The 13,501-nt window shown below is 61.4% G+C and carries 13 protein-coding genes; 5 read left to right on the top strand and 8 right to left on the bottom strand.

Translation table 11 applies throughout. The features are described 5' to 3' along the window. Window positions 1-700 (top strand): IS1380 family transposase (locus NKI01_RS23100; RefSeq protein ID WP_352964708.1); only part of this gene is annotated, 700 nt, incomplete at its 5' end. 694 nt (window positions 701-1,394) lie between these two features. On the opposite strand, the gene NKI01_RS23105 is transcribed toward NKI01_RS23100, so the two are convergent. The 8 genes from NKI01_RS23105 to panB form a co-directional block, all read right to left on the bottom strand. Beyond that, window positions 1,395-1,655 (bottom strand): helix-turn-helix domain-containing protein, encoded by a 261-nt coding sequence (locus NKI01_RS23105; RefSeq protein WP_352496595.1) that lies wholly within the window; start codon window positions 1,653-1,655, stop codon window positions 1,395-1,397. Window positions 1,656-2,070: 415 nt separating this feature from the next. Next, a complete protein-coding gene (glmS, locus tag NKI01_RS23110; RefSeq protein ID WP_352964709.1) occupies window positions 2,071-3,894 on the bottom strand; it encodes a glutamine--fructose-6-phosphate transaminase (isomerizing) in 1,824 nt (607 codons plus the stop codon). Window positions 3,895-4,705: 811 nt separating this feature from the next. Beyond that, entirely contained in the window at window positions 4,706-5,116 is a 411-nt protein-coding gene (locus NKI01_RS23115; RefSeq protein WP_084643024.1) for a DNA -binding domain-containing protein, read from the bottom strand. 58 nt (window positions 5,117-5,174) lie between these two features. Further along, entirely contained in the window at window positions 5,175-5,549 is a 375-nt protein-coding gene (locus tag NKI01_RS23120; RefSeq protein ID WP_352964710.1) for a transcriptional regulator domain-containing protein, read from the bottom strand. Window positions 5,550-5,571: 22 nt separating this feature from the next. Further along, complete coding sequence (locus NKI01_RS23125; RefSeq protein WP_352496585.1) at window positions 5,572-6,204, bottom strand: acyl-homoserine-lactone synthase; 633 nt, start codon at window positions 6,202-6,204, stop codon at window positions 5,572-5,574. A gap of 93 nt (window positions 6,205-6,297) precedes the next feature. Continuing rightward, on the bottom strand, window positions 6,298-7,023 hold the full coding sequence (locus NKI01_RS23130) for a LuxR family transcriptional regulator (RefSeq protein ID WP_352496586.1): 726 nt from the start codon (window positions 7,021-7,023) through the stop codon (window positions 6,298-6,300). A 94-nt stretch (window positions 7,024-7,117) separates the two neighbouring features. Further along, window positions 7,118-7,978, bottom strand: coding sequence for a pantoate--beta-alanine ligase (panC, locus tag NKI01_RS23135; RefSeq protein ID WP_352964711.1), 861 nt, complete (start codon window positions 7,976-7,978; stop codon window positions 7,118-7,120). Next, on the bottom strand, window positions 7,975-8,835 hold the full coding sequence (panB, locus tag NKI01_RS23140) for a 3-methyl-2-oxobutanoate hydroxymethyltransferase (protein ID WP_352496588.1): 861 nt from the start codon (window positions 8,833-8,835) through the stop codon (window positions 7,975-7,977). The genes panC and panB overlap by 4 nt, the downstream gene beginning before the upstream one ends. A 173-nt stretch (window positions 8,836-9,008) precedes the next feature. Between panB and NKI01_RS23145 the strand changes: the two genes are divergently transcribed. The 4 genes from NKI01_RS23145 to nadC all read left to right on the top strand — a co-directional run bounded on the left by NKI01_RS23145 (window position 9,009) and on the right by nadC (window position 13,410). Then, complete coding sequence (locus NKI01_RS23145) at window positions 9,009-9,977, top strand: NUDIX hydrolase (protein WP_023722073.1); 969 nt, start codon at window positions 9,009-9,011, stop codon at window positions 9,975-9,977. A 66-nt stretch (window positions 9,978-10,043) separates the two neighbouring features. After that, window positions 10,044-11,018, top strand: coding sequence for a quinolinate synthase NadA (gene nadA, locus NKI01_RS23150; protein WP_352610560.1), 975 nt, complete (start codon window positions 10,044-10,046; stop codon window positions 11,016-11,018). After that, window positions 11,015-12,556, top strand: coding sequence for an L-aspartate oxidase (locus NKI01_RS23155; protein WP_352964713.1), 1,542 nt, complete (start codon window positions 11,015-11,017; stop codon window positions 12,554-12,556). The genes nadA and NKI01_RS23155 overlap by 4 nt, the downstream gene beginning before the upstream one ends. Further along, entirely contained in the window at window positions 12,556-13,410 is an 855-nt protein-coding gene (gene nadC, locus NKI01_RS23160; protein ID WP_352964776.1) for a carboxylating nicotinate-nucleotide diphosphorylase, read from the top strand. The genes NKI01_RS23155 and nadC overlap by 1 nt, the downstream gene beginning before the upstream one ends. Window positions 13,411-13,501: the final 91 nt, after the last annotated feature.

Consider the following 13,501-nt stretch of genomic DNA (forward strand, 5'->3'; position numbering starts at 1 on the left):
GGTGCGGGCGATCCGGATCAACTGGCCGAACATTCGAATCCTGCTCCGCGGCGATAGCCATTATTGCAACCCGCAGGTCATCGACCGGTGCCGCGCCAACGACGTCGACTTCATCTTTGGCCTCGCGCCCCCCACGACCCTGCGCAAGCATGTCGCGGATCTGGAGGCCAGCACGACGGCGCGCTTCGAAGCGTCGGCCAAGACAGGCAAGGTCCGCAGGTTCAAGGAGTTCGTTGACGGCGCCGCTAGTTGGAGCCGCGTCGAGCGCATCATCGCGCGGGTCGAGGTCGGCGCCCAAGGTGGCGATATCCGCTTCGTCGTCACCAACCTTGCCGGTGGGAAGGCCAAGGCGCTCTACGAGGATGTCTACTGCCGGCGCGGCGCGGCCGAGAACCACATCAAGTCGTGGAAGACGCATCTCGCCGCCGACCGAACGTCCTGCACAAGAGCGACGGCCAACCAGTTCCGGCTATTCCTGCATGCCGGTGCTTACTGGTTGATGTGGGGCTTGCGGGCCGCGATGCCGAGGCGCTCGAGCTTTGCCGTCGCCCAATTCGACACGCTGCGATTGCGCCTCATCAAAATCGCTGCGCGGGTGGTCGAGATGAAATCGCAAATCCGCCTGCACCTGCCGACATCGTGCCCCGACCAGCGCATCCTGCGCATCGTCCTCGATCGCATCCCCCAACTCGCGACATAACGATGGGGGCAGACGCCCCGAAACGAACCCGTCGACCGCAACCTGCAAACCCCCGCCTGCCATCACGACGGAGCAATCCCGGCGCCTGACGAGGCGCGTGGAAAAGCACCGCAACGGCGACCACAACGTCGCTTCAGGCCGTCAAAAGCTTATCGCCGTGCATCAAGGCGGCTAGAAGCGCGCCGGCAGCCGGGGGGGGGGGGTGGGGTTCGGGGGCCGCCCCACGCCACTCATGAAGAGCGGCCCCTTTTTGCGGTTCCGACACCAATAGTCAACCCGGCAGCGTCTGGATGCCCGCTGTGCTCTTTTCAGAGCGGCTCGCGATGCCGGCCATGTCGGCCGATCCTGCCTAGGATGGGGGGCCACTCTCGTCGGCCGAGTTGATGCTCCAGCCAATATCGCCTTGCCGACCAGCATGGGTTCGCCGTTAGCAATCCATCCTCGCGAGCCAATGCTATCGTGCACGTGTCGCAGCACTCCGGGCGGCTATATCGCCTAAGACAGCATGACGAAGCGTTCCAACTTCCTGTTCGGCGAGCCCGTGTGCAGTTCCTGACTCGGACAGTGGACGAGAATTCTCTTGGCGGTACTGCGCCAGAAGGCATTCGCGTCCAACGGAATCAAGCGACGACTATCAGCCGCAAACGTCACATCACAAGAACGGTCTTCCACCCATTGCAGATTATCCGACTGATCAGGCGGCGTCCGATATGTCCGACTCTGCCTCAAGAATTCCCACAGGTATGGACAGCGATCTCGCTATCCGATTCCGATAGCCCTTATTGTACTTTAGACCCCGCTCGATGTTTTGGATTTCCTGAGCGGCAAGCCCGCACGCGACCGCGAGGTCCTCGATTGAATACCCAAGGTGCTCACGATAAGCGCGGATGATGTGGGTCCCCTGCGACATAGCCGTCAAGACTGGCTCGGGAATGCGCGAATCCTTCATAAACATCTCCAAGAAGATGGGAGCGCCTGACAAATCGGGAGATTTCCTCCCCGACCCTGGCGCACACCCAGCAAATCAAAAAAATGGACGTCCATTCGGCCGGACCGGCCTCATCCATGGAATGGGCCACTTGAAATTGGCAGCCGGGTCGGAATATGGCGGCTCACCTGCTACTGATCAAGTTCTAAGAACCTGCCCGCCATGAGATGGCCTGATCGGCTGTAGCGCATTCGACCTGCGATCCTACACGACTCATTCTCCCCGATGGCTTTCTTGAACAGCAACTCGAACTCTCACTGACGCCTCCAGTGGCTATTCGCGGCACCGTCCACCCAGCCTCGCGGACGCTGATACCTTCGACCAATTTCCACCGCCGATGCAGCGAAGATGGACAAGCATCGCCACCTATAAAGGTTCACAATCATTCGACCGTGACCGATTTTGCGAGATTGCGCGGCTGGTCTACATCTGTGCCCATGAAGAGCGCCGTGTGGTAGGCAAGAAGCTGTATCGGCAGCGAGAAGATCATCGGCGCGATAATCTCGTCGACAGCCGGCAGCACGAGCGTGTGCATGGTGTCGATTTTCGATGCGGCTGCCCCTTTTTCATCGGTGATGAGGATAATCCGCCCTCCACGGGCAGCCACTTCCTGCATGTTGGAGACGGTCTTGTCGAAAAAGCGATCATGGGGCGCGATGACGATCACTGGCATGTTGTCGTCTATCAATGCGATCGGACCGTGCTTCAATTCACCCGCCGCATAGCCCTCGGCATGGATGTAGGAAATCTCCTTGAGCTTCAGCGCACCTTCCATCGCTAGCGGGAAACTGGTGCCACGGCCGAGATACAGGACGTCACGACACTTTGACAGTTCGCGCGACAGGAACTCGATCTCCGGCTGGATGCTGTTGAGTACCTGGCCCATGACGCGCGGCACTTCGGCGAGGCTCCTGACGAGCGCCTGCAGCTCGTCTTCGGTTACGGTCCCGCGGGCTCTGGCGGCGCCGATGGCGAGTGCGGCTAGAACGGCAAGCTGGCATGTAAACGCCTTGGTGGAGGCGACGCCGATCTCCGGTCCGGCAAGGATCGGGAAGACCGCATCGGCCTCCCGAGCGATGGTCGATTCGCAGGCATTGACGATAGCGCCAATTTTCAGCCCACGCTCCTTGCAGTACCTCAACGATGCGAGCGTATCGGCGGTTTCGCCGGACTGCGAAACGAAAAGAGCCGCCGACTGCGGCGACAACGGGATCTCGCGGTAACGGAATTCGGACGCAACGTCGATTTCAACCGTCAGGCGCGCATAGCGCTCGAACCAGTATTTTCCGATCAGTCCGGCGAGATAGGCGGTCCCGCAGGCCGAGATCGCCAAGCTCGGGATCCTGGCGAAATCGATGCCAGAAACCATGTCGGCGCGATTCTCTATGATGTTGCTATAGTGACGGAGAGCATGGGCGATGACTTCGGGCTGCTCGTAGATTTCCTTCTCCATGAAGTGGCGATGATTGCCCTTGCTGGCCAGATCGGCCGCGGCCGTGGAGGTATGGCGCGGACGCTCGACGGGATGGCCGTCGAAATCGAAGATATGGGCGCCCGAATTGCCGACAATGGCCCAGTCGCCCTCGATGAGATAGGTAATTTCATTGGTGAAGGGAGCAAGCGCGATCGCGTCGGAGCCCAGGAACATCTCGCCGTCGCCGTGACCGATCGCCAGCGGTGGTCCGTTGCGCGCCGCCATGATGGTCGACGGATCATCTTCGAAGAGGACGGCAAGCGCATAGGCGCCCCTGACGCGTTTCAGCATGGCACGCATCGCCTCTTGCCGTCTCATGCCCTCCCGGCGGTGTCTTGCCAAGAGATGCGCGATGACCTCGGTGTCGGTGTCGGTCTGGAACTCGGCGCCAGCCGCCGCCAATTCGTCCTTCAGCTCGGTGAAATTCTCGATGATGCCGTTATGGACGACGGCGACACCGTCGGCAAAGTGCGGGTGCGCATTGCGTTCCGTCGAGGCCCCATGGGTTGCCCAACGCGTGTGGCCGATGCCGATGTTCCCGCTCAGCGGCTCTTCCTTCAGTCTCCTCTCGAGATTGACGAGCTTGCCCTCGGCGCGCCGGCGGTGCAAGGCACCTTCGGTGATCGTCGCAACGCCGGCGGAATCATAGCCGCGATATTCCAAACGCTTCAATGCGTCGACCAACCGATCCGACACCGGCTGTTGCCCAACGATGCCAACAATCCCGCACATGTTCGTCTTCCCATTCTTGCCGGCAGCTTCAGCCTACGCGAGACGGATACCCATCCGGCCGCTTTCATTGGGGGATCTTCTAGTAGTATTGGGTAATATTGGTATAATTGATTGTAGGGATAGCTATCATCCACCCCATGGATAAGCCGCGTTTGGGGCCCTGATCTAACTTCTTCGTTGCGCCTGACGTCCTCATGACCGAACGCAAGCCCACACCCGCGGCACGAAGGAACAATCGGCCATGCGCGATCATCCCGGCCACGCACCTGACCACGAACCGCCGCCGCTCGTGGTCACGCGGTGATCGGCATGATCACACAGCACTGTAGTTAGGCAGCATCAGCGACGCATGGTCGGCATCATCATCATCGGCAACGTCGGCGCCGTCGGCATGGTTCACGTGTTCGTCACGTTGATCATAATCATCGTCGCCGCCGATCTAGTTTCTGATTGCCTGCCGCTTTGACGCGGCTTTCGCCGGTAGAGCTTAGCCCGCGATGGCCTATCAATACGCTGTTAGTCGGCATGGCCGAAACCGAGAGTCAGGCGGCGCAGGCCACAGAGCACGTTCAGCGACCGTTTCAGTCAGCGCCGGCTTTGTCGGGGTTCGTAACGGTCATCAGGATTCTCGGGGCATGAATGCACTATCACGAAAACGTTGGTTCTCAGTGCTTGGTCCGTATTACTCAAACCCGATTCCCGCAGCGGAAGAGGCGCGTGTCACGTCTTGTACAAGGCACAATAGCAGTGAGAAATGGAGATTGATGCCTGCGCGTTTTCGAATAAGACAATCACCAAGCTGTCACCCGAATTACATCAGGAACTGTCTATAGCCGCCGCCCATCAGGTAGCGGCCACGTTGGATGGCGCGACGCACCTGATCGCGAAGATGGCTACCTGGATGAGACCAATCTTCTTCGACACGGCGTCTCCCGAACAGGGCAATGGCGATCTCCTGATGAGATGCTCCCGCAAGCGAGCCATCCAAAGCCTGGAGCACGATACGCAGACGCGCTCCGCGGGGTTCCGGCGGAAAGCAAGCAGCTGCCAGGCGGCCGCAACCATTGATGTCGTTGAGGAACTGAAGGGCAGCGACATGGAACTTCAGGTGCTGCGGCTGCACGATCGCGTCGACATATAGCCGCAACGGGCGGAGAACGGATGCACCGGAAAGGGCGATCTGCAGACTCCGGCAGTCCTCCCTCAGCAGCACGTGCTGCACGCCGGCAGGTGTCAGCAGGATGTCCTTGCAGCATGAGAGCGAAGGGAGATCAAGCGGTTCAAAATCGTGGTCGAGCCCAACCGGCTCCGCGGCCGCTCGTAGAATACGGGCGCAGTCGCGTGGATCCCAAAAGACCCTTGCCGACGTAGCGTCCGACTGTGGCGCGTCCGCGAAAAAGGAGGCTCCATTGTCTTAGGAAAGATGATCCTGTCGTCAACTCGATTATCTTCATGTCGGCCTGGGCTCCGACAATGTAGGCGGACGGTGCCATTTTGGCGTGGTCGCGCTGAAATTGTGGATTGCGCCGAAGAAACTCCCAGGCCCAGGCAGTGCGTGGCAATCGTCTGGCGTAGTGGTAAGCTTCGTGACGACGCCAGTCCGGCCAGCATACAAGACCGACCGTCGCTTCCTTGGGCAGACCAGCATCCTTCACGGCTCAGGTGTCCACAATGGCGCTATGCCGACGGGCCTAGAACCGGTTGCCACAGTACCGGTCCGCTCAGACGTCCCCTGCTGCGGATGCGCAAAAGGCTCGCGCGGGAAATCTCGAGAAACCCGGCCACCGCCTCCGTTTTGCCGACGGACTTGGGTTGTCCGATGCGCGACAATGGCCACGTCGCGAGGCGAAGGATCCGTTCCATGCGCGTGTCCGTCACCGTTACTATCCGGGTCAGATCCTTGGCCAAGCCGAACTCGATCATGCCCGCGAAGAGCTCGTAGGTTGCCTGGGCCAGTCCGCCCGCTGCCTTGGGCGCCGAGGGAGGAAGATCGAGCGCGAAACGACTGCTCTCCCATATGTCGGAGGTCGAGGGCACGACGTCAGCACCCAGCAGCACCGGGAACGTGTCGCGCAACATTGTGGGTCCGGTGCTGGGCAAAAGACGCACGCAACCGCGAATTCGCCAGTCGGATCCCTTGAGGAGCAGATAGACAGGCTTCAGACCATCAAACGGGTCTGTTTCCATCTGGTCTTCGGTATCAACTTCCCAATCGAGCCTTTCCTTGAACACCCGAAACCTGAGCCCGTGCATCTCTTTGAGCTCGCTTGCGAACTCGTCGTAAAGGTCTGGTGTTATCAGCTGCATCATGGTCGCCTCCGTGCGGGATGTGTTCCCGCCATCGAAGGGCAAAGCCGGCAGCGATGCAGCCTGTAGAGGTTTACAGCTATCGTGGCCGACGAATCAGGATCTCGCCTGGCCGGAGGCAGCCAGTCGTGCAACGGCCTGGTTGATCGTTCGAACGCCAAGCTTTGCCTTGGCGTTTTCCAGATGAAAGGTCACGGTGCGCTTTGAGACGCCGAGAAGCTGGCTGATAACCCAAGCCGACTTGCCGCGCGCCGCCCATTTCAGGCACTCGAACTCCCGCGGGGTGAGCGTTACACCATCCACCACGCGATCGTCGGCGAGCCTGCGCCGGACATGGATATGAAAGTTGATGGCCACCAGCTGCAATGCTTTTTCGTAACGTGTCAGTGACCGCAACAGAGGCGGACGGGACTCGTCGGAAGCAAAGGTCAGGGCAGCAAACCGGCCGCGATGATCATGCATGGACATCGTCAGGCCGCCGCGGATGCCAAACTCAGCCGCACTCTCCAGAATTTGTTGCTGCGAATTCGGCAGACAGTGCCGAGCGCGATCCACCCCCCAATCGAAGGTATCCCAGCCTTGCAGCCCGCGCAGGATGACCGGATCAAGACTGTGGTATCGCTGTTGCAGATAACGTGATGTCCAGGATGAAGGATAGTTTGAGATCAATTGCGGGGCGTCGCCGGAGGCCGACGGGTAAGTGAAATAGGCGAATAGCGGAAAATCGAAGCCGGCTGCAGCGGATGCCATTGCCTCACGGAGATCGGCAGCATCAACACTTGCAGACAGTTGCTCGACGAAGTTCTCAAACACGCGATGCATTTGCGCTTTGCGTAACCTCCGTGATCGCTCGATGCCAGGCAGAGACCTTGTTTTAAACGATCCCGGACGGATACAGCGCGTGCCGAGAACCCCGTTAACCTGTTGAAACCCGTGATATTCTGACGTTGTCTATGAGACGTGTACCGCCGAGCCAGGCCGCGACAAGCAAGCGTGCAGGTCGGTCAAGGCTTGTCATCGGTCGCAGATCTGCCTCGTCGCGAAGTTCCAGGTATTCGACCTCGCCATAGCCCGCAGCCAGAATTGCTGCGCGCGCTTCGGCAAGCGTTGGCAGGACGGGCGAGTCGCGGGCAAGCCGCTCAGCCGTCTCGAGCAAGACCGATGATAGCTCGGGGGCAACAGCACGCTCTGCTGGCGAGAGCCGGACATTGCGCGATGATAGTGCAAGACCGTCGGCTTCGCGGACTGTCGGACAAGGAACAATGGTGATTGGAATATCCAGGTCCCGGGCCATACGCCTGACTAGCTGAAGCTGCTGAAAGTCCTTTTCGCCAAAGAAGCCGAAGTCAGCGCTGGTCTGCAGGAAGAGCTTGGCGACGACGGTCGCCACGCCATCAAAATGTCCCGGCCGGAAGGCACCGCACAGGCCCTCGCTGACACCGGACACCGAAACGGTCGTGGCGAAGGCCGCCGGATACATTTCCTCTGCATCCGGCGCATAAAGCAGGTGCGCGCCAAGCGGTGCCAGCTTGGCGGCATCCTCGTCCTCGGTGCTCGGATACGCGGCGAGATCGGCCTGGCTGTTGAATTGCTTCGGGTTGACGAAGAGCGTCACGATCACCCGGTCGGCCTTCTCGAGTGCCGCGCGCACCAGGCTGAGATGGCCCTCATGCAGGACGCCCATCGTTGGCACCACGGCAATCCTCACGCTCTCGCGGCGCCATGCGGCGACAATTTCGCGAAGCTGGGCAACGCTCCTGACAATCGGCACGCTCACGCTGCTTCTCCGCTCTTGGTGGCGTCCGCGTCGGCGGGCTTGCGCGCATCGGCAAACACGTGCTCGGCGGCCGGAAACTGGCGCTCCTTCACTTCCCGCGCATAGGCCGCGATCGCAGCCGCAGCGGCCTCCCCCATTTCAGCATAGCGCTTGACGAATTTGGGCCGGAAGTCGCCGAAGAGGCCCAGCATGTCGTCGACGACGAGAATCTGGCCGTCACAGGCTGCCGAGGCACCGATGCCAATGGTCGGGGTCGCCACCTCCCCGGTGATCCGGCGGGCGAGCGCCTCGGGAACCTTCTCCAGCACGACCGCAAAGGCGCCCGCTTCGCTTACCGCAAGCGCGTCGCGCCTGATGCGCTCGGCATCCCCGCCTCTGCCCTGCACGCGGTAGCCACCGATGGTGTTGATCGCCTGCGGCGTCAAGCCGACATGGGCCATGACCGGCACGCCGCGCGCGGCGAGGAAGCCGATCGTCTCTGCCATCGTTTCGCCGCCTTCGAGCTTGACGGCCGCGCAGCCGGTCTCGGCCATGACGCGCGCGGCATTGCGGAAAGCCTGCTCGGGGCTTTCCTCGAAGGAACCGAACGGCAGGTCGACGACCATCAGCGCCTGCTCGAGGCCACGGCGCACGGCCTGGCCGTGCGTGATCATCATCTCCAGCGTCACACCGAGCGTCGAGGGCAGGCCGTGGAGAACCATGCCGACGCTGTCGCCGACCAGCACCACATCGCAATGGGGATCGACAAGCCGGGCGACTGGCGTCGTGTAGGCGGTAAGGCAGACGAGCGGCGTCCCACCTTTGCGCGAACGAATATCCGGCGGTGTGATCGCCTTGGTGTCACCAAACGCACTCAATGGACCCTCCTTCCCCAACGTTACCAACCGCGGGTGTCGCGTTTGCCACATTTTTGTGCAAGTGCGAAGAGCTAAAAATGGCCGTGCAGCTGTGCGGTGTTGACGTGCGGACAGGCGCGCTTACACTTAAATCGATTCAGGCGCCCCCGAGCTGGCCAACCACTTTCGCGAACATGGACGATCAGGCAAAAGGACCCAGGAAAGACAGAGCCGCCGTCAAGGCCGACGAAGTCAAAGTGGACCTGATCGCCTTTGTCGTCGCCGTAAACGACAGTGAACCCTGTGTCCTCACCATCGGCCAGGCGGACACCCTTCCCTCCGGACCATTTGCGCTTGAGCACCGATCGCTGCAATCCGGTTTGAGGGGGTGGGTCGAGCAGCAGACCGGCCATCCGCTGGGGTATATTGAGCAACTCTACACCTTCGCGGATCGGGATCGCATCGGCGCCGAGCGCCAGCAGCGCGTCATCTCCATCAGCTATCTCGCATTGACCCGCAAGGAACAGGCAGCTGGCTCGCCCAAGTGCGGCTGGCAGAGCTGGTATGAATATTTTCCATGGGAGGACCACCGCTCCGGCACGCCTCCGGTCGTGCTGGACGTTCTGCGACCGCGCCTGATTGAATGGGCAGACGGCGTCAGCGACGCGGCCACGCGACGTGAACGCTGGCAGCGGGCGACGATAGCCTTCGGCTTCGACGACCGCCTTTGGAACGAGGAACTCACGCTTCAACGCTATGAGTTAGTCTACGAAGCAGGCCTGGTCCAAGAGGCCGGAAGCGGACGGGACGCGACGCTGCCTCCGCTGGTGCCCAGCAAGTCTATGGTCGCCGATCATCGCCGCATCGTGGCGACCGGCATTGCGCGGCTGCGCTCCAAGATCAAATACCGGCCGGTCGTCTTTGAGCTGATGCCGCCGGTCTTCACGCTTTTGCAGCTGCAGCGAACCGTGGAGGCGCTTGCCGGCAGGCTCGTGCGTAAGCCGAACTTTCGCCGGCTGATCGAGCAGCAGGAGCTGGTCGAAGAGACCGGAGAGGCAACCGCGGAGACCGGCGGCCGGCCAGCGAAGCTTTACCGGTTCCGCCACGCCGTTCTCGACGAGAGGGTCATCGCCGGGACAAAATTGCCGCTGGCGCGGGGTTGACATCGCTTATACTCACAGCAAGTATATGCTGGTTATTTTCAACTAGAGTATAAGCTGGAGGGGTCGATGAGCGCCGTGCTGCCTGCGACCGCGTTTCTCTACGAGCGCGTCCGACGAGTGATCCCGCCGATCGAATGGCCGGCTTTCGTCGAGGATATCGAGGCGATCCTTGCACTGAAGCGCGAGCGCAACGCCATCATCCTGGCGCACAACTATCAGACCCCCGAGATCTTCCATTGCGTGGCCGACATCGTCGGCGACAGCTTGGCACTGGCCCGCACGGCTGCGACGATCGAGGCGCAAGTCATCGTGCTGGCCGGCGTACATTTCATGGCCGAAACGGCCAAGCTGCTCAATCCGCAAAAGACGGTGCTCATTCCCGACCTGCGGGCAGGCTGTTCGTTGGCGGAATCGATCACGGCAGAAGACGTGCGCTTGATGCGCCAGCGTTATCCCGGCGTGCCGATCATCACTTATGTCAACACGTCGGCCGAAGTGAAAGCCGAGTCGGATATCTGCTGTACATCCGGCAACGCCAAGGCGGTCGTCCAATCCCTTGGCGTTCCCCAGGTGATCATGTTGCCGGACGAATATCTGGCCCAGAATATCGCCGCCCAGACCGATGTGCAGATCATCGCCTGGAAAGGGCATTGCGAGGTGCATGAGCGCTTTACACCGGCCGACATCCGCGAGTTGCGCGAAAGCCATCCCGGCGTGATCGTGCTCGCGCATCCCGAATGCCCGCCCGACGTCGTGGCTGAAGCAGATTTTTCCGGCTCGACCGCTGCCATGTCCGACTATGTCGAAAGGCAAAGGCCGGCACGTGTCGTGCTGATGACGGAATGTTCGATGAGCGACAACGTCGCGTTAGCGCACCCAGAGGTCGAGTTCATCCGGCCCTGCAATTTGTGCCCGCACATGAAGCGGATCACGCTTGCCAACATCCGCATGGCGCTCGAGCAGAACCACCATATCGTAACCATCGAACCCGGGATCGCCGGGCGCGCGCGGCTTGCGGTCGAACGGATGCTGGCAATTTGAGCGCCGATGTCCGCAGCATCTTCGGGCGGCCGATCATCATCGGCGGCGGCATCGCCGGACTGATGACCGCGCTTCAACTGGCGCCGGAGCCGGTGCTGCTTCTGTCCAGGACGCTGCTGGGAGCTGACAATTCGAGCACGTGGGCACAGGGTGGTCTGGCTGCAAGTTTCGGCGAAGACGACGATCCGGAACTGCACCTGGCCGATACGCTTGCCGCCGGGGATGGTCTCTGCGACACAGACGTGGCGAGCCGCATCCTCCAAGCCGCGCCCAAGGCGATAGAGGGGCTTGCGGGCTTTGGGGTTCCCTTCGACCGTACGTCGAAAGGATCACTGTGCCTCGGATTGGAGGCCGCACACAGCCGACGTCGCATCGTTCATGCGCATGGTGACGGCACCGGGCGTGAGATCATGCGTGCCCTGATCGCGGCTGTGCGTTCCACTCCGTCGATTGTTGTCGTGGAGGGCGTGGAAGCGCGCCGACTGGCGGTGCGAGAGAATGCGATCCGAGGCGTCTCGGCGAGCGGTTCGATAGGACCTGTCTTCTTCGGCTCACGGCGGGTCGTCCTCGCCACCGGTGGGATCGGGGGACTGTTTCTCGACACCACCAATCCTTCGGGCAGTTGCGGACAGGGCCTGGCGCTTGCGGCCCGCGCTGGAGCTGTCCTTGCCGACCTCGAGTTCATCCAGTTCCACCCGACCGCGCTTGACGGCCCGGAACGCCCTATGGCGCTGGTCAGCGAGGCCGTCCGCGGCGAAGGTGCTGCCCTGATCGACGAAACCGGCCAGGCTTTTCTCCAGAGCGTGTCAGGGGCGGAACTTGCGCCTCGTGATGTCTTGGCGCGCGCCGTCTGGAACCATCTTGCCAACGGCCACCGTGTTTTTCTCGACGCGCGGCAACGGCCTGGCCCGGAATTTGCTCGACACTTCCCGACAATTGCATCAGCCTGTCGTGGAGCCGGCATCAATCCCGCGCGCGATCTCATCCCCATTCGTCCGGCCCAACACTACCACATGGGTGGCGTTGCCGTGGACGGCTCCGGTAGGACGTCCGTCAAGGGGCTGTGGGCCTGCGGCGAAGTCGCTTCGACAGGACTGCATGGCGCCAACAGGCTCGCCAGCAATTCCTTGACCGAGGCCGTCGTGTGCGCGCGCTGGGTCGCTGAAAGTGTCGCCGGAACGCCTGCTCGCAGAACAAGGCCTGCGGTTGCGGACGTTCACCCATCGCCCGCTCCGATACCCGTGCGTGTTTTCCTGTCGCGCGCACTCGGCATCGTCCGGGATGGTGAAGGTCTGAAAGCAGCCGCATATGCCTTGTTGCCGCTCGCCGAAAGCAAGGACGCGGCCTCGGATCCGGCGGCTGTCGGGCTAATGATCGCGGTTGCCGCCCTGTTGCGCGAAGAAAGCCGCGGCGCTCATTACCGGACAGACTTTCCTCATCATGCGACTGTCGCCCGACGGTCCGAAATCACCCTCGAAGCCGCCTTGGCCGCTGCGCGGGAACTCGGACACTCGCCAAGCCTCGAAGGGGCAAAATGATGACGCTCTCACCGCTTCCCACGGTCATGCTTGAGCCGCTTGTAAGGGCAGCTCTTCTTGAAGACCTTGGCAGAGCCGGCGACTTGACCACGGAGGCCATCATCCCGAAGGCACACCAAGCGGGAACCGTGCTGGCGGCGCGCCAGTCCGGAGTTGTCGCCGGCCTCGATCTGGCGATGCTCGCTTTCCGCTTGATTGATCCTGATGTCGAAATTTCGGTGGAGCGGGCAGACGGCTGCAATGTCATGGATGGAGAGGTCATTGCATCAGTGGTTGGCCCTGCCCGGGCCATTCTCACAGCCGAACGGACGGCACTCAATTTTTTGTGCCATCTGAGCGGCATCGCTACAGCAACGGCATCGATCGTCGCTGCGGTTCGTGGATATGGCGCGAAGATCGTCTGCACGCGCAAGACGACGCCCGGATTGAGGGCAGTCGAAAAGTATGCGGTGCGCGCGGGTGGCGGATCCAATCACCGTTTCGGCCTCGACGACGCAATTCTGATCAAGGACAACCACATCGCCATCGCAGGCGGCGTTCGCCCGGCGCTCGAGCGAGCACGAAGACGGGCCGGTCATCTCGTCAAGATCGAAGTCGAGGTCGATACGCTGGCCCAATTGGAGGAGGTACTTGGCTTCGCTCCCGATGCGGTTCTGCTCGACAACATGTCCCTCGCCGATCTTCGCCGGGCCGTCGCAATCGTTGGCGGCCGTGCTATCACCGAGGCTTCTGGCGGGATCGCATCCGATACAGCGCGAGCGATTGCCGCGACCGGCGTTGATCTGATTTCGGTCGGCGGACTGACCCACAGCGCGCCGATCCTGGATATCGGCCTCGACTATTGGGGCTCATGATTGTCTGAGGAACGAACAGGATCGAATCAACTGTCCTTTCCGATCGTCGTCAATCAGACAGCAAAGCAAGGCAGAACCGGAGGAACAGCAT

Source organism: Mesorhizobium sp. M0815 (assembly GCF_040319995.1).
Lineage (GTDB): Bacteria > Pseudomonadota > Alphaproteobacteria > Rhizobiales > Rhizobiaceae > Mesorhizobium.

Excerpts from the sequence above, each read along its gene's own strand:
- NKI01_RS23105 (WP_352496595.1), bottom strand. The coding sequence starts at position 1,655 with ATGTTTATGAAGGATTCGCGCATTCCCGAGCCAGTCTTGACGGCTATG.
- NKI01_RS23125 (WP_352496585.1), bottom strand. The coding sequence starts at position 6,204 with ATGATGCAGCTGATAACACCAGACCTTTACGACGAGTTCGCAAGCGAG.
- NKI01_RS23145 (WP_023722073.1), top strand. The coding sequence starts at position 9,009 with ATGGACGATCAGGCAAAAGGACCCAGGAAAGACAGAGCCGCCGTCAAG.
- nadA (WP_352610560.1), top strand. The coding sequence starts at position 10,044 with ATGAGCGCCGTGCTGCCTGCGACCGCGTTTCTCTACGAGCGCGTCCGA.
- nadC (WP_352964776.1), top strand. The coding sequence starts at position 12,556 with ATGACGCTCTCACCGCTTCCCACGGTCATGCTTGAGCCGCTTGTAAGG.
- glmS (WP_352964709.1), bottom strand. The coding sequence starts at position 3,894 with ATGTGCGGGATTGTTGGCATCGTTGGGCAACAGCCGGTGTCGGATCGG.
- NKI01_RS23130 (WP_352496586.1), bottom strand. The coding sequence starts at position 7,023 with ATGCATCGCGTGTTTGAGAACTTCGTCGAGCAACTGTCTGCAAGTGTT.